The following is a 23,554-nucleotide window of genomic DNA, read 5'->3' on the forward strand; positions in this document are numbered from 1 at the left end:
CTGTGTCCGGCCTGCCTTGCCCGCCTTTGGGCGCCGCCTGCCGGACGACCGTTTCCGGTCTGTGGTCAGGACTACGCAAGCGGTGTGCCAGGATGGGCTGATGGGCGGTCCAAGGTGGCTTCGTCAGAGGGAGAAGGGCCGGACAGGGCTTGCCGAGCCCACTGCTGCAGGCGTCCCCGGGCGACCGTCATGCGCCACGGACGTGCGCCGCGGATTGCTGCTGTGCACCAAAAGCAGCTGTGGTGCGGGCGTCAGCGCCGGTTCTGTGTCAACCTGGGGCGCGGCTGCGCAGGGGCCCGGCTCAGCGCGGGGCGCTGCCGCCCAGCGGCAGGAAGTCGGCCATGGCCAGCACCGACTCCGCCACATCCACCAGGCGGCGGTTCTGGTTCATGGCGGTCTGGCGCAGCATCTTGTGCGCCTCTTCCTCGCTGAGCTGGCGGTGGGCCATCAGCAGGCCCTTGGCGCGCTCGACCACCTTGCGCTCGTTGAGCGAGGCGCGCACGGTCTGCAGTTCGTCGTTCATGGCCTGCAGGCGGCGCGACTGCTCCTGCACCATCTGCAGCACCGAACGCTCGAGGTTGCGACCGTAGCCGGTGGCGGGCGCTTCGGCGGTCTCGGCCGTGGCGTCGGCGAAGAAATCGCCGGGCGTCACGGCCTTGGCCTGCAGCGCCTCGTAGCGTTGCAGCTCGGCGCTGGCCTGCTCGATCTTCCGGCCGCACAGGGCGCGCAGCTCGCGCGCCAGGCCGTCCTCGATGGCCTGCATGGCGTCGATGCGGCGGGTGCAGCCCTCGAACCACAGCGGGCTGAGGTTGGCGTCCAGCACCGTGCCGGCGGGCGAGGTGCAGCCGATGCGGCGCAGGCGTTCCAGTTCGGCCAACTGGGTGGGTGCCTGGCTGGCCTGCCACTGGGCGCGCAGCGTCTCGTCGCTGAACTCGCAGAACAGGCCGAAGCAGCGCTCCTGCGATTCGATCAGGTGCAGCCACTGCTGGCGCTGGGCATCGTCGTTGCCGCCGCGCAGGAAGGCGGCGGCGCCAAAGGCGCGCTCCTGGCCGGCGAATTCCTTGCCCTGCATGAAATTGAACATGGCGACCAGCCAGCGAGAGATGTCCGGGTCGGTGGCGCCATCGGCCGCCTCGAACACCACCGCCAGCAGGCCGGCGATCAGCTTCACGAAGGCGGCGGTGGAGACGTCCGGCCCGATCGACAGCGCCTCGATGCGCGCGCGCAGGGCAGGCAGGGCGTCCAGCCCCTGCAGCACATAGGCAACCCGGGGAAAGAGGCGCGAGCCGCCCGCCAGCCGCCGCGGGTCGTCCACCAGCGGATCGAGGGCGGCGCGGACCTGCTGTTCCTTCGCGCGGCAATCGGCCATCTGTGCGGCCCGCTCGGCGGCGAAGCGCTGGCCGCCCGAGCCCAGGAAGACATTGGTGATGCCGCGCTCGCGCTGCAGGGCATGCACCAGCCGGCCCAGGGTGCCCACCAGCTCGCTGGTGCGGGCGAGCTGGTCGAGCTCGTCGATCTCGCAACGGCGGGCGGCGATCAGGAAGCCAAGGCTGGTCGTCATGGGTGAGGCGGCAATGAAGCAGGAAAACGCGGGGGCGAGAGCATGCCGCAAATTCCATGCCCCTCGGCCTGCAACCCCGCTGGCTCGCCGGCCTTGCACGCCGGGCCGGCGCAGGGGCATGGGGTTGCCGCCCGGCCCCGCGCGGGAGCGCCGCCTACACTGCCGCGATGCGCATCCTGGGCATCGAATCCTCCTGCGACGAAACGGGCGTGGCCCTCGTCGAGACCCTGTCCGACGGCGGCGTGCCGCGCCTGGCCGCCCACGCCCTGCACAGCCAGATCGCCATGCACCAGGCCTATGGCGGCGTGGTGCCCGAGCTGGCCAGCCGCGACCACATCCGCCGCGTGCTGCCCCTGACCGAGGCCGTGCTGGCCGAAGCCGGCTGGACGCGCGCCGACATCGACGTCGTCGCCTTCACCCGCGGCCCCGGCCTGGCCGGCGCGCTGTTGGTGGGCGCGGGCGTGGCCTGTGCGCTGGGCGCGGCGCTGGGCCGGCCGGTGCTGGGCGTGCATCACCTGGAAGGGCATCTGCTCTCGCCCTTCCTCAGCGTCGATCCGCCGCAGTTTCCCTTCGTCGCGCTGCTGGTGTCCGGCGGCCACACGCAGCTGATGCGGGTGGAAGGCGTCGGGCGCTACGAGCTGCTGGGCGAAACCATCGACGACGCTGCCGGCGAGGCCTTCGACAAAAGCGCCAAGCTGATGGGCCTGCCTTATCCGGGCGGGCCCTGGCTGTCGAAACTGGCGGAGGGCGGCGATGCGCAGGCCTTCAAGCTGCCACGGCCGCTGCTGCACAGCGGCGACCTGGATTTTTCCTTCGCCGGCCTCAAGACGGCGGTGCTCACGCAGACCAAGAAGCTGGGTGCCGAACTGGAAGCCCGCAAGGCCGACCTGGCCGCCTCGACCCAGGCGGCCATCGTCGAGGTGCTCGTGCGCAAGTCGTTCGCGGCGCTGGAGCGTACTGGCCTCAAGCGCCTGGTGGTGGCCGGTGGCGTCGGTGCCAACCGGCTGCTGCGCGAGCAGCTGAATGCCGCCTGTGCCAGGCGCAAGGTGCGCGTGCACTACCCGGAGCTGGCGCTGTGCACCGACAACGGCGCCATGATCGCGCTGGCCGCGGCCATGCGCATCCAGTCCGGCCTGTCGCAGCCGGAGGCGCGCTACGCCTTCGACGTCAAGCCGCGCTGGCCGCTGGATGCGCTGGCCGAGGCGGCGCCACCGTCGCCGACGGCCTGAGCACGCTCGATCCGCGCACCAGCAGCTCGCCTTCGAGCACGATGCGCCGCGGCGGCCGGCCGGGTTCGGCCATGCGCTGCAGCAGCAGTTCGGCCGCGGTCCGGCCGATGTCGGCGGTGGGCTGGGCCATCACGGTGACGGCCGGCTCGGGCAGGGTGGTCCAGTCGTTGTTGTCGAAGCCGGCGATGGCCACGTCCTCGGGCATGGCCAGGCTGGCCTCGCGCACCGCCTTCCAGGCCCCTAATAGAAGAAGGCCGTTGGTGGCCAGCAATGCGTCCGGGCGCTCGGCCTGGGCCAGCAGCGTGGCGGCGGCCGCCTGGCCTTCGGCCGCCAGGGGGCGCAGGGCCACCACCTGCGGCTGCAGGCCGGCCTCGCGCATGGCGGCCTCGTAGCCGGCCTGGCGCTCGCGGCCGGTGCTGCTGCGCGAGCCTGCCAGCAGCGCGATGCGGCGGCAGCCCTGCGCGATCAGGTGCTCGGTCAGGCGACGGGCGGCAGGGGCGTTGTCCAGCAGCACCAGGTCGCTGGGCGTGCTGCCTTCGGGCGCCCGGTCGACCATCACCACGGGAAAGGGGTGCTGCCCCGCGCGGAATCGCCGCGTCAGCTCCAGCGTGGGCGAGAGGATCACGCCGCTGGCCTGCTCGTCTGCCATCAGCTCCAGGTAGGACTGTTCCTTGGCCGGGTCTTCGTCGCTGTTGCACAGGATCAGGCGCAGGCCGTGGCGGTAGGCGATGTCTTCCACCGCCCGGCTGATCTCGGTGAAGAAGGGGTTGCGGATGTCCGAGACGATCAGCCCGATGAGCGAGGCCCGCTGCTGCCGCAGCCGCCGCGCGGCCAGGTTGGGCCGGTAGCCCAGCTCGTCGATGGCCTGCTGCACGCGCTGGCGCAGGTCGGGTCGCACCGCCTCGGGGTGGCTCAGCACCCGCGAGACGGTGGTGGTGGAGGCGCCGGCGCGTTCGGCGACGTCCTTGATGCTGGCGCTCTGGCGATGCGGCAGGGGCTGCGTCATGGGTGAAGGCTGAAATCGATACCAGGATTCTGCATTCCGAGGACGGCGAGGCGATGAAGGTTCTATCGCCTGAATCTCGGTGTTTACCCTGATTTTTGAGACATATCAGCGGGTTTTGGTGGACAGCCGGGCGCCCGTTTCGATAATTCCATCATTGGTATCGATTCCAAAACTTTCAGGAGACGGTATGGATCTTCCCGTGCAAGTCCAACTCGCCGCCACGGTCGCCGACCGTGAGGCTGCCATCCGCGCCGCCGGCGCCCTGCTGGTCCAGGCCGGCTTCTGCGACCCCGCCTATGCCGACAGCCTGCTGCGTCGCGAGCAGGTCGCCACCACCTACATGGGCCGCGGCCTCGCCGTGCCGCACGGCATGGTGGAAGACAAGGGCCTGGTGCGCCGCACCGGCCTGGCCGTGGTGCAGATTCCGGGCGGCGTCGCCTGGGACGCCCCCGACCACCGCGTGCAGCTCGTGGTGGCGGTGGCCGCCGCCTCCGACCAGCACATCGCCGTGCTGCGCCGCCTGACGCGGCTGATGGCCGACTGCCAGCGCCTCGAAACCCTGGCCGCCACGGCCAATGCGGACGAGATCGTGGCCGCGCTCACCCGCGACGGCGCCGCCCCCGTCGCCACCGCCGTGCCCGAAGACCTGCCGATGGCGCAGGACGTGGTGCTCGACTACCCGAACGGCCTGCATGCCCGCCCTGCCACGCAGTGGGCGCAGGTGGCCTCGCGCTTTCTGGCCGAGCTGCGCGTGCGCCATGGCGACACCGTAGCCGACGCGCGCAGCATGCCCGCGCTGCTGGGCCTGGGCGCAGGCCGCGGCGCGCGCCTGCGCATCTCGGCCGCCGGCCCGGACGCCGCGCAGGCGCTGGCCGCCCTCAAGGACGTGATCGTCCGTCTGGCGCAGGACGAAAAACGCCAGGCCGAGCAGGCCGCCGCCCGTGAGAAGCAGGCCCACGGCCTGGGCCGCGAACTGGCCGGCTGGCAGCCCGAGGCACGCCAGCACATCGGCGGCATCGCCGCCAGCCCGGGCCTGGTGATCGGCACGCTGGTGATGGCTGACGCGCCCGCGCTGGAGGTGCCCGACCAGCCCGGCCAGGGCGTGGCCGCCGCCGCCGCGGCGCTCGACGAGGCCCTGGCCGCTGCCGAGGCCGAGCTGGTTGCGCTGGCCGAAGGCGCGCGCCGCAAGAACGCCGCCGAGCAGGCCGGCATCTTCGAGGCGCACCGCCAGATCCTGGCCAACCCGGAACTGCTGCGCGACGCCACCCGCTTGGTCGTGCAGGGCCACGGCGCCGCCTGGTCCTGGCGCCACGCGTTGGCCGGCCATGTGGCGGCCCAGCGCGCCGTCGCCGACCCGGTGCTCGCCGCCCGCGCCGCCGACCTGCAGGACGTTGGCGACCGCGTGCTGCGCGCCCTGGTGGGCGAGGCCGGCGCCGCCGCGCACGACCCGTCGCGCTGGCCCGCCGACAGCCTGCTGCTGGCCGACGACCTCTCGCCCTCGGTCACGGCGCAGATCGACGTGCAGCGCGTCAAGGGGTTCTGCACTGCCCGCGGCGGCCCGACCGCCCACACCGCCATCCTGGCGCGCGCCCTGGGTCTGCCGGCCGTGGTGGCCGCCGGTCCCGGCGTGCTCGCGGCCCGCAGTGGCGAGCGCGCCATCCTCGACGGCTACCGTGGCCAGCTGCACATCGGCCCCAGCGACGAAGCGCTGGCCCAGGCCCAGGCCATGATCGACCGCCTGGCCCGCCGCCAGGCGGAAGAGGCCCGCAGCCGCCTGCAGCCCGTGACTACGCTGGACGGCCACGGCCTGGAGATCGCCGCCAACATCAACAAGCCCGAGCAGGTGGCCAAGGCACTGGACCACGGCGCCGAGAGCGTGGGCCTGATGCGCACCGAATTCCTCTTCCTGGAGCGCGACCATGTGCCCGATGAAGAGGAGCAGTACGCGGTCTACCGCGACATGGTGCGCGCCCTGGGCGGCCGTCCGCTGATCGTCCGTACGCTGGACATCGGCGGCGACAAGCAGGTGCCGCACCTGGACCTGCCGGTGGAGGAGAACCCCTTCCTCGGCCTGCGCGGCGCCCGCCTGTGCCTGGCCCGCGACGACCTGATGCTGCCGCAGCTGCGCGCTCTGGTGCGCGCCGCGCAGGAAGGGCCGCTGTCGCTGATGTTCCCCATGATCAGCACCCTCGACGAAGTGCGCCGCCTGCGCGAGCGCCTGGCCGAGGTGCAGCAGTCGCTGGGCCTGGCGCCCGAGCAGGGCGGCCGGCGCATTCCGGTGGGCATCATGATCGAGGTGCCCTCGGCCGCCATGATGGCCGACCGCCTGGCGGCGCACGTGGACTTCTTCTCCATCGGCACCAACGACCTGACGCAGTACGCGCTGGCGGTGGACCGCCAGCATCCGCAACTGGCCACCATGGCCGACAGCCTGCATCCGGCCGTGCTGCGCCTCGTTGCGCAAACCGTGGAAGGCGCCCGCCGCCACGGCCGCTGGGTGGGCGTGTGCGGCGGCCTGGCCGGCGAGCCGCTGGGCGCGGCCTTGCTGGCCGGCCTGGGCGTGCAGGAATTGAGCATGAGCGTGGGCGACATCGCCGGAGTCAAGGCGCTGCTGCGCCGCCACAGCCTGGCCGAGCTGCAGGCGCTGGCGAAGTCGGCGCTGGACATGGACGACGGCGGCGCCGTGCGCGCCCTGGCCGCGCAACTGCGCGACACCGCGCCGGCTGGCGACGAGGTGGCGGCATGACGTCCACCGCGATGCAGCTGATCACGGTCACGCCCAACCCGGCGATCGACCACACCGTCTCGCTCGACCGGCTGGAGCCCGGCGCCGTGCACCGGGCCCGTGCCGAGCAGTTCGAGGCCGGCGGCAAGGGGATCGGCGTGGCGGCCGTCGCCGCAGCGCTGGGCCTGCGCACGGCCGCCTCGGGCTGGCTGGGCGACCAGAACCCGCATCTCTTCGAGCACGCCTTCGCCGAGCGCGGCATCGCCGACGCCATGGTGCGCGTGCCGGGCCGCACCCGCACCAACATCAAGCTGGCCGACGCCGCGCGCGGCGACAGCACCGACATCAACCTGGCCGGCATCGCCTTCGACGCCCAAGCTACCGCGCAGGCCGAAGCCGCGCTGCTGGCGCGCCTGGCGCCGCTGGTGGGCGAGGGCACCTGGTGCACCCTGGCCGGCAGCCTGCCGCCCGGCGTGGGCGTCGAGAGCCTGCTGCGCCTGGCCGAGGCGCTGCGCGCCAGCGGCGCCCGCCTGATGGTGGACACCGGCGGCAAGGTGCTGGGCGAGCTGCTCGACCGCCTGCCCGCCGCGCCCGACTTCCTCAAGCCCAACCGCGCCGAACTGGAAGAGCTGGTCGGCCAGCCGCTGCCCGCTGCGGCCGACGTGGCGCGCGCCGCACTGGCGCTGCGCGCGCGCGGTGTCGGCCGGGTGGTCATCTCGCTGGGTGGCGACGGCGCCGTCATCGCGGGCGAGGGCGGCTGCTGGCTGGCCCGGCCGCCGCGCGTGCCGGTGGCCACCACCGTTGGCGCCGGCGATGCGCTGGTGGCCGGCACGCTGGCGGCGCTGGTCGAAGGCCGCGACTTCCCCGAAGCCGGGGTCTTCGGCATGGCCTGCGCCGCTGCACGCATCCAGCGCATCGCGCCCGGGCTGCCGCCGCGGGCCGAGATCGAGGTCCTGGCCGCGCGCATCGCGCTGCAGCCGGTCTGACCGGCATCGAAGCCGCCGACGCCCCATTCAAGATTCCGTTATCCCTTCTGTCACTCACCCCACCAAGACCCCGCCAGGAGACACCATGGCCTCACTCATCGCCATTGCCGCCAGCCAGGCCGGACCCGCGCACAGCTTCATGCTGGGCGAGGTGCTGGCCGACGCCGCCCGCCAGCTCGGGCACGACCTGAAGCTGCAGGTGCAGAGCTCGCTCGGCACCCAGGGCCAGCTCTCGGCCGCGGAACTCGCCCAGGCTTCGGCCGTCATCGTGGCGGCTGACGCCGGTGCCGCCGTGGACCGCAGCGCGCTGCCCGCCGGCCGTGTGCTGGACGTGGCGCCCGACGCCGTGTTCCGCGATGCCGGCGCCGTGCTCCGCCAGGCGCTGGCCCTGGCCGGTGCGCCGGCTTCTGCGCCTGTTTCCGCTGCGCCCGTGGCAGCCGCAGCAGCCAGGCCGCTGAAGATCGTCGCCATCACCTCCTGTCCCACCGGCGTGGCCCACACCTTCATGGCCGCCGAGGCGCTGGAGCAGGGCGCCCGCGCGCTGGGCCACCAGATCCAGGTGGAGACGCAGGGCTCGGTGGGCGCGCAGAACACGCTGGGCGCGCAGGCCATCGACGAGGCCGACCTGGTGCTGATCGCCGCCGACACCCAGGTGGACCGCAGCCGCTTCGCCGGCAAGCGCCTGCATTCCTCGGGCACCAAGGCCGCCATCCACGATGCGCAGGGCCTGATCGCCAAGGCACAGGCCGAGGCGGCCGTCTGGGGCGGGGAGGGCGCCGCGGCTGCCGCATCCACCGCCGCAGCCGGCGCCAAGCCGGCGGGCAAGGTCGCGGCCACCGGCCCCTACAAGCACCTGATGACCGGCGTCTCCTTCATGCTGCCCTTCGTGGTGGCGGGCGGCCTGCTGATCGCGCTCGCCTTCGCGCTGGGCGGCATCTATGTCTACGACGACGCGCACAAGGGCACGCTGGGCTGGACGCTGTTCCAGATCGGCGCCAAGGGCGGCTTCGCGCTGATGGTGCCGGCGCTGGCCGGCTACATCGCCTTCTCCATCGCCGACCGGCCCGGGATCGCGCCCGGCATGATCGGCGGCCTGCTGGCGGGTACCGTCGGCGCCGGCTTCCTGGGCGGCATCGCCGCGGGCTTCATCGCCGGCTACTCGGTCAACGCGCTCAACCGCTGGATCCGCCTGCCACGCGGATTGGAGGGCCTCAAGCCGGTGCTGCTGCTGCCACTGCTGGGTGCGGCCATCACGGGCGTGGCCATGATGCTGGTCATCGGCCAGCCGGTGGCGGCCATCATGGCGGCGCTGACCGACTGGCTCAAGGGCATGCAGACCAGCAGCGCCGTGCTGCTGGGCATCACGCTGGGCGCCATGATGGCGGCCGACATGGGCGGGCCGATCAACAAGGCGGCCTATGTGTTCTCCACCACGCTGATCGCCTCGGGCGTGGCCACCCCGATGGCCGCGGCCATGGCCGCCGGCATGGTGCCACCGCTGGGCATCGCGCTGGCCTGCCGCCTCTTCGCCAGCCGCTTCACGCCCGATGAGCGCGAGGCCAGCAAGGCCGCCGCGGTGCTGGGCCTGGCCTTCATCACCGAGGGCGCGATTCCCTATGTGGCGCGCGATCCGCTGCGCGTGATTCCGGCCTGTGTACTGGGCTCGGCCACCGCCGGCGCGCTGTCGATGATGTGGGGCATCGCCCTGCAGGCGCCGCATGGTGGCGTGTTCGTGCTGGCCATTCCCAATGCGGTCAACCATGTCGTCCTGTATGCGCTGGCCATCCTGATCGGCAGTGTGGTGACGGCGCTGGCGCTGGGTGCGTTCAAGAAGAAGGTGGTGGTGGCGGCCTGATTCAGCGCACACCGCCTTCCGCCAGCGGCGGGCCTGTGCATGCGCAGGCCCGCCGCCTTTTTTTGGCGCGTTAAGCTGCGCCGCCTGATTTCCAAGGAGAGCCATCCATGAGTGCTGCGAAGGACATGCGCCTGACCCTCAGCCGCGACACCAGACTGTGCATGTCGCTGTCGGGCCGGCCGAGCAACTTCGGCACCCGGCTGCACAACCACCTGTACCAGGCGCTGGGCCTGGACTATGTCTACAAGGCCTTCACCACCACCGACCTGCCGGCCGCCATCGGCGGCGTGCGCGCCCTGGGCGTGCGGGGCTGCGCGGTGTCCATGCCCTTCAAGGAGGCCTGCATTCCGTTGCTGGACGAGCTGACACCCTCGGCCGCGCGGCTGCAGTCGGTCAACACCATCGTCAACACGGACGGGCGGCTGGTGGCCTACAACACCGACTACATCGCCGTGGCGGCGCTGCTGAAGTCGCACGGCGTGCCGCCGGGCACGCCCTTCGTGCTGCGCGGCAGCGGCGGCATGGGCCGGGCGGTGGCCGCGGCCCTGGTGGACCATGGCCTGGGCCCCGGCATGCTGGTGGCGCGCAACGCCGACAGCGGCCGGGCCGTGGCCAATCTGCATGGCCTGAAGTGGCAGCCCGAGTTGCCGGCGGAGGCACCGGGCGCGGTGCTGGTCAATGTCACGCCGCTGGGCATGGCGGGCGCGCCGGAGTCCGAAACGCAGGCCTTTCCCGATGCGCTGATCGCCGAGGCGGCCTGGGTGTTCGACGTGGTGGCGCTGCCCTCCGAGACACCGCTGGTGCGCGCCACACGCCGGCTGGGCCGGCCGGTGATCACGGGCGAGGAGGTGATGGTGCTGCAGGCGGTGGAGCAGTTTGCGCTCTACACGGGTGTGCGGCCGGATGCGGCGCGGGTGGCCGAGGCCGCCGCCTTCGCGCGGGCCGGCTGAGCGACACGCATGCAGCGCCTGCGCTGACCACGAAGAAGCGGCCTCCGAGGAGGCCGTTCTTCATGGGGTGCGCTGAGCGCCCCCGTCCAACGTAAGACTCAGGCGATGGTCAGCTGCGTGACCTTGCTCACCGGCGCCAGGCGGGCCAGCTTCAGGGTCAGAACGCCGTTTTCCAGCTTGGCTTCGCTGGCGGCGGTGTCAATCTCCTGCGGCAGCTCGTAGGCGGCCTTGTACTGGCGCTTGGCTTCGGCGCGGGTCTCGATGCGCACCACCTGGCCTTCGATGCCCACGCCCAGGTCTTCACGGGCGATGCCGGGCACGTCCAGGCTCAGGGTCCAGCCCTGCTCGGTGCTTTCGACCTGCACGCCGCGGGCGGTCGGGAAGAAGGCGTCGTTGACGAAGCGCTCGAAGCCGCGGTCGAAGCTGCGGGGCGAGGCGAGGGCGGCGGAACGGATGGCGGGTGCGAACAGCATGTGTTTCTCCAGTCTGAAAGAGGGTCGATCCAGGGGCGCAGGATGCGCCCCTCAGGGGCGCAGGATGCGCCCCTTACACTGCGCGGCCTTTCAGTCGTGAGTGCCGCTTGATGCCTATCTAGGCACCCTCCCAGCGGCTTTCAAGAGCATGTCCCAGACCTATATTTCTCGTCGTCGCGTCTTGAAAAGCGGCGCGGCGGCGCTATGTGCATCGACCCTCGGCGGCCTGGCCCGCGCGCAGGGCGGGGCGCCCATCCGGCTGGCCCTGGTCGAGAGCCTGAGCGGCCCCTTCGCCAACACGGGCGAGGCCGTCTTCCGCAACCTGCTGTGGGCCGTGGAGCGCGTCAACGCCCGCGGCGGCGTCCCGCTGCCGGGCGGTGCGCGTCCGCTGCAGCTGGACCGCTACGACAGCAAGGGCCAGACCGAAGAGGCGCTGTCGGCCCTGCGCGCTGCCATCGACAACGGCGCGCAGGCGGTGCTGCAGGGCAACTCCTCGGCCACCGCCGCAGCCATCCTGGATGCGGTGGACAAGCACAACGAGCGGGACGCGCGCCGGCGGCTGCTCTTCCTCAACTACTCGGCGGTGGACCCGATCCTCACCAACGAGCGCTGCAGCTTCTGGCACTTCCGCTTCGACGCCCATGCCGACATGCGCGTGGCGGCGCTGATGGCCGTGTTCAAGGAAGACCGGGCCGTCGGCAGCGCCTACCTGATTGGCCAGGACTACAGCTTCGGCCAGGCCGTGCTGCGCGAGAGCCGCCGCCGCATCGCCGAGCTGCGGCCGGACGTGCGCATCGTGGGCGAGGAACTGCACCCCATGGGCAAGGTGAAGGACTTCGCGCCCTACGCCGTGAAGATCAAGGCGAGCGGCGCCCAGGCCGTGTTCACCGGCAACTGGGGCAACGACCTGACGCTGCTGGTCAAGGCGGCGCGCGAGGTCGGCTTCGAGGGCAAGTTCTACACCTTCTACGGCAATGCGCTGGGCGCGCCGGCGGCGCTGGGCGATGCCGGCGTGGGCAAGGTGATCGCCGTGGCGGACTGGCTGCCCAACGTGCCCACGCCGGAGTCGGCGGCCTTCTACAAGAGCTTCCGCGCGCGCTTCCCGAGCCCGGCGGACGACTATGTGCACATGCGCATGCAGCTGATGGTCGAGGCGCTGGCGCAGTCCATCGCCCAGGCCGGCAGCACCGAGGCGGCCGCCGTCGCGGCCAAACTGGAGAACGCCAAGGTGTCGATGGCTGGCCGCAGCGGCCGCATGCGGGCGGCGGACCACCAGTTCCAGCAGCCGCTGGTCGTGGGGCTGATGGACCGCCAGGGCATGCCGGGCGTGGCCTTCGACGTCGAAGGCTCGGGCTACGGCTTCCGCGTCATCAAGGACATCGCGCCTGAAGTGGCCGAGCTCCCGACAACCTGCCGCATGCAGCGGCCCTGATCCCGAGGACACCCATGCGCCAAGCCATCGACAACCTCGAAGCCTCCAAGATCCGCGAAGTCGCCAACGCCGGCATGGGCCGCAGCGACGTGCTGGCCTTCTGGTTCGGCGAGAGCGACGAAGTCACGCCCGAGCCGGTGCGCCGGGCCGCCATCGACTCCATCGAGCGCGGCGAGACCTTCTACGCCCACAACCTGGGCCTGCCCGAGCTGCGCGAAGCCATCGCGCGCTATGCCTCGCGGCTGCACCCGGCCGTGGGCATGGAACGCATCGCCGTCACCTCCGGCGGCGTCAGCGCGCTCATGATCGCCGTGCAGGCACTGGTAGACCCGGGCGACGAGGTGGTCGCGGTGACGCCGGTCTGGCCCAACCTGACGGCGCAGCCCGCCATCCTGGGTGCCACGGTGCGCTGCCTGCCGCTGCAGCCCGTCGACGGCAACTGGACGCTGGACCTGGACGCGCTGCGCGCCGCGGTGACGCCGGCCACGCGCCTGCTGATCCTGAACGCGCCCAACAACCCCACCGGGTGGACGCTGACCCGCGACGAGCAGCAGGCCATCCTGGACCACTGCCGCGCCACCGGCACCTGGATCCTGGCCGACGAGGTCTACGAGCGCCTCTACTACGCCGGCGACACCGTCAACGGCTGCGCGCCCAGCTTCCTGGACATCGCCACCGCCGACGACCGGCTCGTGGTGGCGCACAGCTTCTCCAAGAGCTTCCTCATGACCGGCTGGCGCCTGGGCTGGCTGGTGGTGCCGCCGACGCTGCTGGATGCCGTGGGCAAGCTGATCGAGTTCAACACCTCCTGCGCCAGCGTGTTCAGCCAGCGCGCGGGCATCGCCGCCCTGGCGCACGAGGCGGAGATCACGCCACGGGTGGTGGCCCACCTGCAGTCCTGCCGCGACACGCTGGTGCCGCTGCTGCAGCGCCTGCCGGGCCTGAAGGTGTCGGCCGCCAAGGGCGGCATGTACGCCTTCTTCCAGGTCGAGGGCGCGGCCGATTCGCTGGCGCTGGCCAAGCGCCTGGTGACCGAAGCCGGCCTGGGCCTGGCGCCCGGCAATGCCTTCGCGCCCGAGGCGCAGGGCTGGCTGCGCTGGTGTTTCGCCTCGCGGGACACCGGCCGGCTGGTGCAGGGCGTGGAGCGGCTTTCGGGCTGGCTGACCAGAAACTGCTAGAATTTCAAGGCTTTGCGCGTTGCAAAGCTCCACGGCACCCCCGGTTCCAGGGAGTGCCGCAAGTCAACAACCCCGCGCCACGGCCACGCGTCTCAACCCCGCAGGCCGCCTCAGGTCGGGAATCACAGGACACATCATCATGATTTCTTTCGAAAAGAAGGCCGAGGTCGTCAAGGCCAATGCCCGCGCTGCTAACGACACCGGCAGTCCCGAAGTGCAGGTCGCCCTGCTCACGGCTCGCATCAACGAGCTGACCCCCCACTTCAAGCAGCATGCCAAGGACCACCACGGTCGCCGCGGCCTGCTGCGCATGGTGAGCCGCCGCCGCAAGCTGCTGGACTACCTGAAGTCCAAGGACGCCGAGCGCTACACCGCCCTGATCGCCAAGCTGGGCCTGCGCAAGTAAGCCGCTTCGCATCGCACGAACGCCTGAGTTAGCCCGCTAGCTCAGGCGTTTTTAACTTCGGAGACCGCAGAACGGATCGAAGCTGTGTCATTCCAACAGGCCCCTTGCGCAAGGGCCCCGCTGGAATGGCATCGTGTTCCGCCCCTGCGCTCCGCCATCCGCGGGCCGGCCTCGACGCCGGCACCGCACCACCCAAGGAGCAGAGCATGAGCCTCTTCAACAAAGTCACCAAGTCCTTCCAGTGGGGCGACAAGACCGTCGTCATGGAAACCGGCGAGATCGCCCGCCAGGCCACCGGCGCCGTGCTGGTGGACATCGACGGCACCGTGGTGCTGGCCACCGTCGTCGCCTCCAAGTCGGCCAAGCCCGGCCAGGACTTCTTCCCGCTGACCGTCGACTACATCGAGAAGACCTACGCCGCCGGCAAGATCCCCGGCAGCTTCTTCAAGCGCGAAGCCAAGCCCAGCGAACTCGAGACGCTGACCAGCCGCCTGATCGACCGCCCGATCCGGCCGCTGTTCCCCGAAGGCTTCCTGAACGAAGTGCACGTGGTCATCCACACGCTGTCGCTCAACCCCGAAGTCGACGCCGACATCGCCGCCATGATCGCCGTGAGCGCCGCCCTGTCGGTCTCGGGCATTCCGTTCAGCGGCCCGATCGGTGCCGCGCGCGTGGGCTACATCAACGGCCAGTACGTGCTGAACCCGGGCAAGACCGCCCGTGCCGACTCGCAGATGGATCTGGTGGTCGCCGGTACCGAAGCCGCCGTGCTGATGGTCGAATCCGAAGCGCTGCAACTGTCCGAAGAGATCATGCTGGGCGCCGTGGTCTTCGGCCACGAGCAGGGCAAGATCGCCATCGAGGCCATCCACCAGCTGACCCGTGAAGCCGGCAAGCCGCTGTGGACCGAGAACGGCACCTGGGCGCCCGAAGCCAAGGACGAGGCCTTCGAATCCAAGATCAAGGGCCTGGCTGAAGAGAAGCTGCGTGCCGTCTACCAGATCCGCAGCAAGCAGGCCCGCACGCAGGCCCTGCGCGAAGCCAATGCCAGCGTCTTCGAGGCACTGAAGGCCGAAGGCGCCGAGTTCGACGCCGGCAAGGTCAGCGACCTGCTGTTCGCCATCGAGGCCAACATCGTGCGCAGCCAGATCCTGCAGGGCGAGCCCCGCATCGACGGCCGCGACACGCGCACCGTGCGCCCCATCGAGATCCGCAACAGCGTGCTGCCCCGCACCCACGGCTCGGCCCTGTTCACCCGCGGCGAGACGCAGGCGCTGGTCGTGACCACCCTGGGCACCGAGCGCGACGCGCAGCGCATCGACGCGCTGGCCGGCGAGTTCGAGGACCGCTTCCTGTTTCACTACAACATGCCTCCCTTCGCCACCGGCGAAGTGGGCCGCATGGGCTCCACCAAGCGCCGCGAAGTGGGCCACGGCCGTCTGGCCAAGCGTGCCCTGGTGGCCGTGCTGCCGCAGAAGGACGAGTTCCCCTACACCATCCGCGTGGTCAGCGAGATCACCGAATCCAACGGCTCCTCGTCGATGGCCTCGGTGTGCGGCGGCTGCCTGTCGATGATGGACGCCGGCGTGCCGCTGAAGGCGCACGTGGCCGGCATCGCCATGGGCCTGATCAAGGACGGCAACAAGTTCGCCGTGCTGACCGACATCCTGGGCGATGAAGATCACCTGGGCGACATGGACTTCAAGGTGGCCGGCACGACCAACGGCATCACCGCCCTGCAGATGGACATCAAGATCCAGGGCATCACCAAGGAAATCATGCAGGTCGCCCTGGCCCAGGCCAAGGAAGCGCGCATGCACATCCTGGGCAAGATGCAGGACGCCATGGGCGAGGCCAAGGCCGAGATCTCGTCCTTCGCGCCCAAGCTCTACACGATGAAGATCAACCCCGAGAAGATCCGCGACGTGATCGGCAAGGGCGGCGCCACCATCCGCGCGCTGACCGAAGAGACCGGTTGCCAGATCAACATCGAGGAAGATGGCACCATCACCATCGCGGCGACCGACGCCGCCAAGGCCGACGTGGCCAAGCAGCGCATCGAGCAGATCACGGCCGAAGTCGAGATCGGCAAGATCTACGAAGGCCCGGTCACCAAGATCCTGGACTTCGGCGCGCTGATCAACCTGCTGCCCGGCAAGGACGGCCTGCTGCACATCAGCCAGATCGCCCACGAGCGTGTCGAGAAGGTCACCGACTACCTCAGCGAAGGCCAGATCGTGAAGGTCAAGGTGCTCGAGACCGACGACAAGGGCCGCGTCAAGCTGTCGATGAAGGCGCTGGCCGAGCGTCCGGCCGGCATGCCCGAGTTCGGCGACCGCCCGCCGCGCGAAGACCGTGGCGATCGTCGCGAGCGTGGTGATCGCGGCGACCGTGGTGATCGCCGTGACCGTCCGCCGCGCGAAGAGCGCCAGCCGCGTGTGGAGCCCGGCAACAGCCAGGAGCCCACGGCTGACGCGGCGGCCGCAGCGGCGGCACAACAGCAGCAGGCCGCACCGCAGGGCGCCCAAGGCGGCGCCCTGGCGCCCGATCAGCAAGGCTGATCGGCCTTGACCGGAGGCCGGCAGACCACCTCGCGTGGCCTGCCGGCTTTCGTCCATCACTGCCCTGAACAGGAGATCGCATGAAAGCCGTCGAGATCAGCAGCCATGGCGCCCCCGAGGTGCTGCGCCTGTGCACGCGCGACGATCCGCAGCCGGGCGCCGGCGAGCTGCTGATCCGCGTCGCGGCCAGCGGTGTGAACCGGCCCGATGTGCTGCAGCGCATGGGCCAATACCCGGTGCCGCCGGGTGCGTCGGACCTGCCGGGCCTGGAAGTCGCCGGCGAGATCGTCGGCGGCGATGCGGCCGAGCTGGCGCAGGCCGGCTTCAAGCTGGGTGACCGCGTGTGCGCGCTGGTCGCTGGCGGCGGCTATGCGCAGCTGTGCGTCGCGCCCATCGGCCAATGCCTGCTCGTGCCTGAGGGCTGGTCGGACGTCGAGGCGGCAGCGCTGCCGGAGACCTTCTTCACCGTCTGGAGCAACGTCTTCGACCGCGGTCGACTGCAGCAGGGCGAGACCTTCCTGGTGCAGGGTGGTACGAGCGGCATCGGCGTGACGGCCATTCAGCTGGCCAAGGCATTCGGCGCGACCGTGATCGCCACGGCGGGCAGTGCCGACAAGTGCAAGGCCTGCCTGTCCCTGGGTGCCGATCATGCGATCAACTACCGCGAGCAGGACTTCGCCGAAGAGGTCAAACGCATCACCGGCGGCCGCGGCGCGGACGTGATCCTCGACATGGTCGCTGGCGACTACGTGGCGCGCGAAGTGGGCTGCCTGGCCGAGGACGGCCGGCTGGTGATCATTGCCGTGCAGGGCGGCATCGAGAGCGGTTTCAACGCCGGGCTGGTGCTGCGCCGTCGGCTGACGATCACGGGCTCCACGCTGCGCCCGCGTCCGGTCGCCTTCAAGGCGGCCATCGCGCGCAGCCTGCGCGAGAAGGTCTGGCCGCTGCTGGCTACGCGCAAAGGCGTGCAGCCGGTGATCCATTCCACATTCGAGGCCGCGGATGCGGCCAAGGCCCATGCGCTGATGCAGTCCAATCAGCACATCGGCAAGATCGTGCTGACCTGGTGAGGGGCAAGCAGGTTATCCATCAAGAACCATGAGCAAGAAAAAACAACTCATTGCTGGCAACTGGAAGATGAATGGCGGCCTGGCCGCCAACGAGGCGCTCATCGGTGCGCTTCGTCAGGGAGTAGTCCAGCCGGTGTGCGATGTCGCGGTGTGCGTGCCCGCGCCCTATCTGGCGCAGGTGCAGGTGCTGACGCAGGGCTCGCCCATCGCGCTCGGCGCGCAGGACGTGTCGGCCCATGTGCAGGGCGCCTACACGGGCGAGCAGTCCGTGTCCATGCTGAAGGACTTCGGCGTGGGCTATGCCATCGTCGGCCATTCAGAGCGCCGCCAGTACCACGGCGAGACCGACGAAGTGGTGGCCGCCAAGGCCGCCGCCGCGCTGGCCGGCGGCATCACGCCCATCGTGTGCGTGGGCGAGACCTTGGCCGAGCGCGAAGCCGGCCAGACGGAAGACGTGGTTCGGCGCCAACTGGCTGCCGTGATCCATGCCAACGGCCACTGCATCAGCGAGATCGTCGTCGCCTACGAGCCCGTCTGGGCCATCGGTACGGGCAAGACCGCCACGCCGGAAGAGGCGCAGGCTGTGCACGCCGTGCTGCGCGCGCAACTGCAGCATGCGGCCGGCGATGCCGCCGCACGGATCCGCATCCTCTACGGCGGCAGCATGAACGCCGCCAATGCCGCGTCGTTGCTGGCGCAGCCGGACATCGACGGCGGTCTCATCGGCGGTGCCTCGCTCAAGGCGCCCGACTTCCTCCAGATCATCGCGGCCGCTTGCTGACGCGCCCGCACCCTTCAAGGAGTTCTCCAGACATGACCATCCTCCACAACATCCTCATCGCCGTGCAGATCCTGGCCGCCATCGCCATGGTGGGCCTGATCCTCCTGCAGCACGGCAAGGGCGCCGACATGGGCGCCGCGTTCGGCAGCGGCAGCGCCGGCAGCCTGTTCGGTGCCAGCGGCAGTGCCAACTTCCTGTCGCGGACCACGGCCGTGCTGGCCGCCCTGTTCTTCGCCTGCACGCTGCTGCTGGCCTATTTCGGCACGCCGCGGGCGGCCGGCGGCGACAGCCTGCTCGAGCGGGCACCCCTCACGGCGCCGGCTTCTCAGATCCCGGCCGGCAATGCCGTGCCCGCACCTGCTGCGCCCGCTTCGGACGCGGCACAGATCCCGGCCAAGTGACACAGGCATGCCCCGGGCATTACTTTGTGATGCAGTCCTGTCCAAATCGGGGCATTTCAGGGTAAACTCCAAGGCTGCCCCGGAAAGCCAATAACCTTCTTGGTTCCTCATGCCATCCGGGGCAAGCGTAAACCGCCGTCGTGGTGAAATTGGTAGACACGCTATCTTGAGGGGGTAGTGGCGAAAGCTGTGCGAGTTCGAGTCTCGCCGACGGCACCAATCTGCACCGGCTGATGCGCCGCCCGCAACGGGTCAGGGCATCAGTCGGTGGCAAGCGGTGATAGAGCCCCCCGATGAACCTCGCGACCTACCTTCCCGTTCTGTTGTTCATTCTGGTGGGGGTGGCGGTAGGCATACTCCCGCAAGTTCTGGGTTTCGTTCTGGGCCCGAACCGGCCCGACGCGGCCAAGAATTCCCCTTACGAGTGCGGCTTCGAGGCGTTCGAGAACGCCCGCATGCAGTTCGACGTCCGCTACTACCTCGTCGCCATTCTCTTCATCCTCTTCGACCTGGAAATCGCCTTCCTCTTCCCGTGGGCCGTCGCCTTCAAGGAAGTGGGTCCGCTGGGCTTCTGGGCGGCGGTGGTGTTCCTGGCCATCCTCGTCGTGGGCTTTGCCTACGAGTGGAAAAAGGGCGCGCTGGACTGGGAATGAGGCGAAGCAACCCGAGAGGAAAAGCTGGCCATGGCCATTGAAGGTGTATTCAAGGAAGGCTTCATCACCACGTCCTATGACGCAGTGGTGAACTGGGCGAAGACGGGCTCTCTGTGGCCCATGACCTTCGGTCTTGCGTGCTGCGCGGTCGAGATGATGCACGCGGCCGCGGCCCGCTACGACATCGGCCGCTTCGGCGCCGAAGTGTTCCGGGCCAGTCCGCGCCAATCCGATCTGATGATCGTGGCCGGCACGCTGTGCAACAAGATGGCGCCTGCCCTGCGCAAGGTGTATGACCAGATGGCCGAGCCGCGCTGGGTGCTCTCCATGGGTTCCTGCGCCAACGGCGGCGGCTACTACCACTACAGCTATTCGGTGGTGCGCGGCTGCGATCGCATCGTGCCGGTCGACGTCTACGTGCCCGGCTGCCCGCCGACGGCCGAGGCGCTGATCTACGGGATCATCCAGCTGCAGCAGAAGGTGCGCCGCACCAACACCATCGCGCGTGCCTGAGCGCGCCCCTCCCATGACATCGATTGCCATTGATCCGCAGGTCCTGAAGGACCAGCTTGCACTCGCCCTGGGCGACAAGGTGCGCGAGGTCAGCCTCGCGTTGGGCGAGGTGACGATCATCGTCAGCGCCGCCAATTACCTGGACGTGATGAAGACGCTGCGCGACACCGCCGGCATGCAGTTCGAGCAGCTCATCGACCTGTGCGGGCTGGACTATTCCGCCTGGCGCGACGAGGTGTGGGAAGGCCCGCGCTTCGCCGTGGTGGCGCACCTGCTGTCGGTGAGTCTCAACCAGCGCGTGCGCGTGCGCGCCTTCTGCCCCGACGACGACCTGCCTGTGATCGCCTCCGTCAACGAACTGTGGGCCGCGGCCAACTGGTTCGAGCGCGAGGCCTTCGACCTGTATGGCATCGTCTTCGACGGCCACCCGGACCTGCGCCGAATCCTGACCGACTACGGCTTCATCGGCCACCCGTTCCGCAAAGACTTCCCGCTGTCGGGCCATGTCGAGATGCGCTACGACGAGCAGATGCAGCGCGTGGTCTATCAGCCGGTGACCATCGAGCCGCGCGAGATCACGCCGCGCGTGATCCGCGAAGAGCACTACGGCGGCCTGCACTGAACCCCCGACCGACCCATGGCTGAAATCAAGAACTACACGCTCAATTTCGGGCCGCAGCACCCGGCCGCGCACGGTGTGCTGCGGCTGGTGCTGGAGCTCGATGGCGAAGTGGTGCAACGCGCCGACCCGCACATCGGCCTGCTGCACCGCGCCACCGAGAAGCTGGCCGAGCACAAGACCTTCATCCAGTCGCTGCCCTACATGGACCGTCTCGATTACGTGTCCATGATGTGCAACGAGCATGCCTACTGCCTGGCCATCGAGAAGCTGCTCGGCCTGGAAGTGCCGATCCGCGCCCAGTACATCCGCGTGATGTTCTCGGAGATCACGCGCATGCTCAACCACCTGATGTGGCTGGGCTCGCACGGCAACGACTGCGGCAGCTCCACGATCCTGATCTACGCCTTCCGCGAGCGCGAAGACCTGTTCGACGCCTACGAGGCCGTCTCTGGCGCGCGGATGCACGCGGCCTACTTCCGTCCGGGCGGCGTGTACCGCGACCTGCCGGACACCATGCCGCAGTACAAGCACAGCAAGATCAAGAACGCCAAGGCCCTCGCTCGCATGAACGAGAACCGCCAGGGTTCGCTGCTGGACTTCCTCGAAGACTTCACCAAGCGCTTCGATACCTACCTGGCCGAGTACCACACGCTGCTGACCGACAACCGCATCTGGAAGCAGCGGACCGTGGGCATCGGCGTCATGGACGCCGATCGTGCGCTCAACCTGGGCCTGACCGGCCCGATGCTGCGCGGCTCGGGCATCGCCTGGGACCTGCGCAAGACCCAGCCCTACGATGTCTACGACCAGCTTGACTTCGACATCCCGGTGGGCAAGACCGGCGACTGCTACGACCGCTACCTCGTGCGCATGGAGGAGCTCCACCAGTCGAACCGCATCATTGCCCAGTGCGTGAAGTGGCTCAAGGCCAACCCCGGCCCGGTGATCACCGACAACCACAAGGTGGCGGCTCCCAAGCGCGAGGCCATGAAGGCCAACATGGAAGAGCTGATCCACCACTTCAAGCTCTTCACCGAGGGCTTCCGCGTGCCCGAGGGCGAGGCCTATGCCGCCGTCGAGCATCCCAAGGGCGAGTTCGGCATCTACCTGGTCAGCGACGGTGCCAACAAGCCTTATCGCCTGAAGATCCGGCCGCCGGGCTTCGTGCACCTGGCCGCGCTCGACGAGATGGCGCGCGGCCACATGCTGGCCGACACCGTGGCCATCATCGGCACGCTGGACATCGTCTTCGGAGAGATCGATCGATGAGCGACTCCCTCAACAATCCTCCCATCGCCCCTGCGGCTCTGCCGCAGGACGTGCTGGACCGCTTCGCCCGCGAAGTGGCCAAGTACCCCGACAGCGACGCTGGTCGCCAGTCTGCCGTGATGGCCTGCCTGTCCATCGTGCAGCAGGTCTATGGCTGGGTGAGCGACGAGAACGAGGCCGCCGTGGCCGCCTACCTGGGCATGCCCCAGATCGCGGCGCGCGAGGTGACCACGTTCTACAACATGTACAACCAGCACCCGGTCGGCAAGTTCAAGCTGAACGTCTGCACCAACCTGCCGTGCCAGCTGCGCGACGGCTACAAGGCCCTGCACCACCTCGAAGCCAAGCTGGGCATCAAGATGGGCGAGACCACCGCCGACGGCATGTTCACGCTGCAGCAGAGCGAATGCCTGGGCGCCTGCGCCGATTCCCCGGTGATGCTGGTGAACGACCGCACCATGTGCAGCTTCATGAGCAACGAGAAGCTCGATCAACTGGTCGACGGCCTGCGTGCCGCCGAGCCCAAAGGGGAGACGCGCTGATGACCCCCGACCAAGTCCTATCGCAGTTCCGCGCCACCGGCGTGCAGACCTGCTTCCACGGCCGCCACATCGATCCGCAGATCTATGCCGGCCTGGACGGCACCAACTGGAGCATCGCCGACTATGAGGCGCGCGGCGGCTACCAGGCGCTGCGCAAGATCCTCACCGAGGGCCTGACGCAGGACCAAGTGATCGCCGAGGTCAAGACCTCCGGCCTGCGCGGCCGCGGCGGCGCCGGCTTTCCGACGGGTCTGAAGTGGAGCTTCATGCCCCGCCAGTTCCCGGGCCAGAAGTACCTGGTCTGCAACTCGGACGAAGGCGAGCCCGGCACCTGCAAGGACCGCGACATCCTCATGTTCAACCCGCATATCGTCATCGAAGGCATGGCGATCGCGGCGTATGCCATGGGCATCAGCGTGGGCTACAACTACATCCACGGCGAGATCTTCGAGGTGTACGAACGCTTCGAGGCGGCCCTGGAGGAAGCGCGTGCCGCCGGCTACCTGGGCGGCAACATCATGGGCAGCAACTTCAGCTTCCAGCTGCATGCGCACCATGGCTTCGGCGCCTACATCTGCGGTGAAGAGACGGCGCTGCTCGAGTCGCTGGAAGGCAAGAAGGGCCAGCCGCGCTTCAAGCCGCCTTTCCCGGCCAGCTTCGGCCTGTACGGCAAGCCGACCACCATCAACAACACCGAGACCTTCGCGGCGGTGCCCTGGATCATCCGCAATGGCGGCCAGGCCTACCTGGAGTGCGGCAAGCCCAACAACGGCGGCACCAAGATCTACTCGGTCTCGGGCGACGTCGAGCTGCCCGGCAACTATGAAGTGCCGATGGGCACGCCCTTCTCCAAGCTGCTGGAGCTGGCGGGCGGCGTGCGCAAGGGCCGCAAGCTCAAGGCGGTGATCCCGGGCGGCTCGTCCGCCCCGGTGCTGCCGGCCGACATCATGATGTCGTGCACGATGGACTACGACTCCATCGCCAAGGCCGGCTCCATGCTGGGCTCGGGCGCTGTCATCGTGATGGACGACAGCCGCTGCATGGTCGAGTCGCTCAAGCGCCTGTCGTACTTCTACATGCACGAGTCCTGCGGCCAGTGCACGCCCTGCCGCGAAGGCACGGGCTGGCTGTGGCGCGTGGTCGACCGCATCCACCATGGCGAAGGCCGGGCCTCCGACATGGACCTGCTGAATTCCGTGGCCGACAACATCCAGGGCCGCACGATCTGTGCGCTGGGCGATGCCGCGGCCATGCCCGTGCGCGCCATGCTGAAGCACTTCCGTCACGAGTTCGAGGCCATGGTGCCCGGCTACGTGCCGAAGACGCCGGCCCAGGCCTGAG

General features: G+C 69.6%; 21 protein-coding genes and 1 tRNA gene. 19 read left to right on the forward strand and 3 right to left on the reverse strand.

Translation table 11 applies throughout. The annotated features are described in order from the left end of the window. Nucleotides 1-301 precede the first annotated feature (301 nt). Nucleotides 302-1,561 carry a nitrate- and nitrite sensing domain-containing protein gene (locus tag ACT54X_RS10400; protein WP_354318259.1) on the reverse strand — a complete coding sequence of 420 codons (1,260 nt, stop codon included), beginning with the start codon at nucleotides 1,559-1,561 and terminating at the stop codon, nucleotides 302-304. Between the two features lie 167 nt (nucleotides 1,562-1,728). Between ACT54X_RS10400 and tsaD the strand changes: the two genes are divergently transcribed. Next, nucleotides 1,729-2,790, forward strand: a complete 1,062-nt coding sequence (tsaD, locus tag ACT54X_RS10405; RefSeq protein WP_476346387.1) for a tRNA (adenosine(37)-N6)-threonylcarbamoyltransferase complex transferase subunit TsaD — start codon at nucleotides 1,729-1,731, stop codon at nucleotides 2,788-2,790. On the opposite strand, the gene ACT54X_RS10410 is transcribed toward tsaD, so the two are convergent. Then, nucleotides 2,729-3,796 (reverse strand): LacI family DNA-binding transcriptional regulator, encoded by a 1,068-nt coding sequence (locus ACT54X_RS10410; protein WP_354318257.1) that lies wholly within the window; start codon nucleotides 3,794-3,796, stop codon nucleotides 2,729-2,731. The genes tsaD and ACT54X_RS10410 overlap by 62 nt on opposite strands. A 187-nt stretch (nucleotides 3,797-3,983) precedes the next feature. On the opposite strand from ACT54X_RS10410, the gene ptsP reads away from it, so the two are divergent. The 4 genes from ptsP to ACT54X_RS10430 all read left to right on the forward strand — a co-directional run bounded on the left by ptsP (nucleotide 3,984) and on the right by ACT54X_RS10430 (nucleotide 10,312). Then, nucleotides 3,984-6,542, forward strand: a complete 2,559-nt coding sequence (gene ptsP, locus ACT54X_RS10415; RefSeq protein WP_476346389.1) for a phosphoenolpyruvate--protein phosphotransferase — start codon at nucleotides 3,984-3,986, stop codon at nucleotides 6,540-6,542. Further along, nucleotides 6,539-7,507 (forward strand): 1-phosphofructokinase family hexose kinase, encoded by a 969-nt coding sequence (locus ACT54X_RS10420; RefSeq protein WP_476346391.1) that lies wholly within the window; start codon nucleotides 6,539-6,541, stop codon nucleotides 7,505-7,507. Before ptsP ends, ACT54X_RS10420 begins: the two co-directional genes overlap by 4 nt. 85 nt (nucleotides 7,508-7,592) lie before the next feature. Then, nucleotides 7,593-9,362, forward strand: coding sequence for a PTS fructose-like transporter subunit IIB (locus ACT54X_RS10425; RefSeq protein WP_294367533.1), 1,770 nt, complete (start codon nucleotides 7,593-7,595; stop codon nucleotides 9,360-9,362). Nucleotides 9,363-9,469: 107 nt separating this feature from the next. Continuing rightward, nucleotides 9,470-10,312 (forward strand): shikimate 5-dehydrogenase, encoded by an 843-nt coding sequence (locus ACT54X_RS10430; RefSeq protein ID WP_476346393.1) that lies wholly within the window; start codon nucleotides 9,470-9,472, stop codon nucleotides 10,310-10,312. Between the two features lie 98 nt (nucleotides 10,313-10,410). Here ACT54X_RS10430 and ACT54X_RS10435 read toward each other — a convergent pair whose 3' ends face one another. Then, nucleotides 10,411-10,785 carry an Hsp20/alpha crystallin family protein gene (locus ACT54X_RS10435; RefSeq protein ID WP_294367537.1) on the reverse strand — a complete coding sequence of 125 codons (375 nt, stop codon included), beginning with the start codon at nucleotides 10,783-10,785 and terminating at the stop codon, nucleotides 10,411-10,413. Nucleotides 10,786-10,933: 148 nt separating this feature from the next. Here ACT54X_RS10435 and ACT54X_RS10440 point away from each other — a divergent pair, with 148 nt between their 5' ends. From ACT54X_RS10440 to nuoF, 14 genes are all read left to right on the forward strand, one after another. Further along, nucleotides 10,934-12,217, forward strand: coding sequence for a branched-chain amino acid ABC transporter substrate-binding protein (locus ACT54X_RS10440; RefSeq protein WP_476346396.1), 1,284 nt, complete (start codon nucleotides 10,934-10,936; stop codon nucleotides 12,215-12,217). A 14-nt stretch (nucleotides 12,218-12,231) separates the two neighbouring features. Then, nucleotides 12,232-13,395, forward strand: a complete 1,164-nt coding sequence (locus ACT54X_RS10445) for a pyridoxal phosphate-dependent aminotransferase (protein ID WP_476346398.1) — start codon at nucleotides 12,232-12,234, stop codon at nucleotides 13,393-13,395. Nucleotides 13,396-13,534: 139 nt separating this feature from the next. Continuing rightward, nucleotides 13,535-13,801, forward strand: a complete 267-nt coding sequence (gene rpsO / locus ACT54X_RS10450; RefSeq protein ID WP_017756937.1) for a 30S ribosomal protein S15 — start codon at nucleotides 13,535-13,537, stop codon at nucleotides 13,799-13,801. Between the two features lie 206 nt (nucleotides 13,802-14,007). Continuing rightward, the gene (gene pnp, locus ACT54X_RS10455) at nucleotides 14,008-16,362 is read left to right on the forward strand and encodes a polyribonucleotide nucleotidyltransferase (protein WP_294367546.1); all 2,355 of its coding nucleotides are present in this window, start codon (nucleotides 14,008-14,010) and stop codon (nucleotides 16,360-16,362) included. A gap of 80 nt (nucleotides 16,363-16,442) precedes the next feature. Continuing rightward, complete coding sequence (locus ACT54X_RS10460; RefSeq protein WP_476346400.1) at nucleotides 16,443-17,432, forward strand: NAD(P)H-quinone oxidoreductase; 990 nt, start codon at nucleotides 16,443-16,445, stop codon at nucleotides 17,430-17,432. 28 nt (nucleotides 17,433-17,460) lie between these two features. Beyond that, complete coding sequence (gene tpiA, locus ACT54X_RS10465; protein ID WP_354318248.1) at nucleotides 17,461-18,213, forward strand: triose-phosphate isomerase; 753 nt, start codon at nucleotides 17,461-17,463, stop codon at nucleotides 18,211-18,213. Between the two features lie 32 nt (nucleotides 18,214-18,245). Beyond that, nucleotides 18,246-18,614: a preprotein translocase subunit SecG gene (gene secG, locus ACT54X_RS10470; RefSeq protein WP_354318246.1), complete on the forward strand. Its 369-nt coding sequence runs from the start codon at nucleotides 18,246-18,248 to the stop codon at nucleotides 18,612-18,614. A gap of 134 nt (nucleotides 18,615-18,748) precedes the next feature. Beyond that, nucleotides 18,749-18,833 (forward strand) — tRNA-Leu (locus ACT54X_RS10475). A gap of 74 nt (nucleotides 18,834-18,907) precedes the next feature. Further along, nucleotides 18,908-19,267, forward strand: a complete 360-nt coding sequence (locus ACT54X_RS10480; RefSeq protein WP_017756932.1) for an NADH-quinone oxidoreductase subunit A — start codon at nucleotides 18,908-18,910, stop codon at nucleotides 19,265-19,267. Nucleotides 19,268-19,297: 30 nt separating this feature from the next. Continuing rightward, nucleotides 19,298-19,780, forward strand: coding sequence for a NuoB/complex I 20 kDa subunit family protein (locus ACT54X_RS10485; protein ID WP_017756931.1), 483 nt, complete (start codon nucleotides 19,298-19,300; stop codon nucleotides 19,778-19,780). A gap of 13 nt (nucleotides 19,781-19,793) precedes the next feature. Beyond that, nucleotides 19,794-20,402 carry an NADH-quinone oxidoreductase subunit C gene (locus ACT54X_RS10490; RefSeq protein WP_294367557.1) on the forward strand — a complete coding sequence of 203 codons (609 nt, stop codon included), beginning with the start codon at nucleotides 19,794-19,796 and terminating at the stop codon, nucleotides 20,400-20,402. 15 nt (nucleotides 20,403-20,417) lie between these two features. Then, nucleotides 20,418-21,671 (forward strand): NADH-quinone oxidoreductase subunit D, encoded by a 1,254-nt coding sequence (locus ACT54X_RS10495; RefSeq protein ID WP_294367558.1) that lies wholly within the window; start codon nucleotides 20,418-20,420, stop codon nucleotides 21,669-21,671. Continuing rightward, nucleotides 21,668-22,213 carry an NADH-quinone oxidoreductase subunit NuoE family protein gene (locus ACT54X_RS10500; protein ID WP_288407935.1) on the forward strand — a complete coding sequence of 182 codons (546 nt, stop codon included), beginning with the start codon at nucleotides 21,668-21,670 and terminating at the stop codon, nucleotides 22,211-22,213. Before ACT54X_RS10495 ends, ACT54X_RS10500 begins: the two co-directional genes overlap by 4 nt. Further along, nucleotides 22,213-23,553 (forward strand): NADH-quinone oxidoreductase subunit NuoF, encoded by a 1,341-nt coding sequence (nuoF, locus tag ACT54X_RS10505; protein WP_294367564.1) that lies wholly within the window; start codon nucleotides 22,213-22,215, stop codon nucleotides 23,551-23,553. The genes ACT54X_RS10500 and nuoF overlap by 1 nt, the downstream gene beginning before the upstream one ends. The last annotated feature ends 1 nt before the right edge of the window (nucleotide 23,554 follow it).

This window comes from Pseudacidovorax sp. DMC4 (assembly GCF_056314265.1).

Excerpts from the sequence above, each read along its gene's own strand:
- ACT54X_RS10400 (WP_354318259.1), bottom strand. The coding sequence starts at position 1,561 with ATGACGACCAGCCTTGGCTTCCTGATCGCCGCCCGCCGTTGCGAGATC.
- tsaD (WP_476346387.1), top strand. The coding sequence starts at position 1,729 with ATGCGCATCCTGGGCATCGAATCCTCCTGCGACGAAACGGGCGTGGCC.
- ACT54X_RS10410 (WP_354318257.1), bottom strand. The coding sequence starts at position 3,796 with ATGACGCAGCCCCTGCCGCATCGCCAGAGCGCCAGCATCAAGGACGTC.
- ptsP (WP_476346389.1), top strand. The coding sequence starts at position 3,984 with ATGGATCTTCCCGTGCAAGTCCAACTCGCCGCCACGGTCGCCGACCGT.
- ACT54X_RS10420 (WP_476346391.1), top strand. The coding sequence starts at position 6,539 with ATGACGTCCACCGCGATGCAGCTGATCACGGTCACGCCCAACCCGGCG.
- ACT54X_RS10425 (WP_294367533.1), top strand. The coding sequence starts at position 7,593 with ATGGCCTCACTCATCGCCATTGCCGCCAGCCAGGCCGGACCCGCGCAC.
- ACT54X_RS10430 (WP_476346393.1), top strand. The coding sequence starts at position 9,470 with ATGAGTGCTGCGAAGGACATGCGCCTGACCCTCAGCCGCGACACCAGA.
- ACT54X_RS10435 (WP_294367537.1), bottom strand. The coding sequence starts at position 10,785 with ATGCTGTTCGCACCCGCCATCCGTTCCGCCGCCCTCGCCTCGCCCCGC.
- ACT54X_RS10440 (WP_476346396.1), top strand. The coding sequence starts at position 10,934 with ATGTCCCAGACCTATATTTCTCGTCGTCGCGTCTTGAAAAGCGGCGCG.
- ACT54X_RS10445 (WP_476346398.1), top strand. The coding sequence starts at position 12,232 with ATGCGCCAAGCCATCGACAACCTCGAAGCCTCCAAGATCCGCGAAGTC.
- rpsO (WP_017756937.1), top strand. The coding sequence starts at position 13,535 with ATGATTTCTTTCGAAAAGAAGGCCGAGGTCGTCAAGGCCAATGCCCGC.
- pnp (WP_294367546.1), top strand. The coding sequence starts at position 14,008 with ATGAGCCTCTTCAACAAAGTCACCAAGTCCTTCCAGTGGGGCGACAAG.
- ACT54X_RS10460 (WP_476346400.1), top strand. The coding sequence starts at position 16,443 with ATGAAAGCCGTCGAGATCAGCAGCCATGGCGCCCCCGAGGTGCTGCGC.
- tpiA (WP_354318248.1), top strand. The coding sequence starts at position 17,461 with ATGAGCAAGAAAAAACAACTCATTGCTGGCAACTGGAAGATGAATGGC.
- secG (WP_354318246.1), top strand. The coding sequence starts at position 18,246 with ATGACCATCCTCCACAACATCCTCATCGCCGTGCAGATCCTGGCCGCC.
- ACT54X_RS10480 (WP_017756932.1), top strand. The coding sequence starts at position 18,908 with ATGAACCTCGCGACCTACCTTCCCGTTCTGTTGTTCATTCTGGTGGGG.
- ACT54X_RS10485 (WP_017756931.1), top strand. The coding sequence starts at position 19,298 with ATGGCCATTGAAGGTGTATTCAAGGAAGGCTTCATCACCACGTCCTAT.
- ACT54X_RS10490 (WP_294367557.1), top strand. The coding sequence starts at position 19,794 with ATGACATCGATTGCCATTGATCCGCAGGTCCTGAAGGACCAGCTTGCA.
- ACT54X_RS10495 (WP_294367558.1), top strand. The coding sequence starts at position 20,418 with ATGGCTGAAATCAAGAACTACACGCTCAATTTCGGGCCGCAGCACCCG.
- ACT54X_RS10500 (WP_288407935.1), top strand. The coding sequence starts at position 21,668 with ATGAGCGACTCCCTCAACAATCCTCCCATCGCCCCTGCGGCTCTGCCG.
- nuoF (WP_294367564.1), top strand. The coding sequence starts at position 22,213 with ATGACCCCCGACCAAGTCCTATCGCAGTTCCGCGCCACCGGCGTGCAG.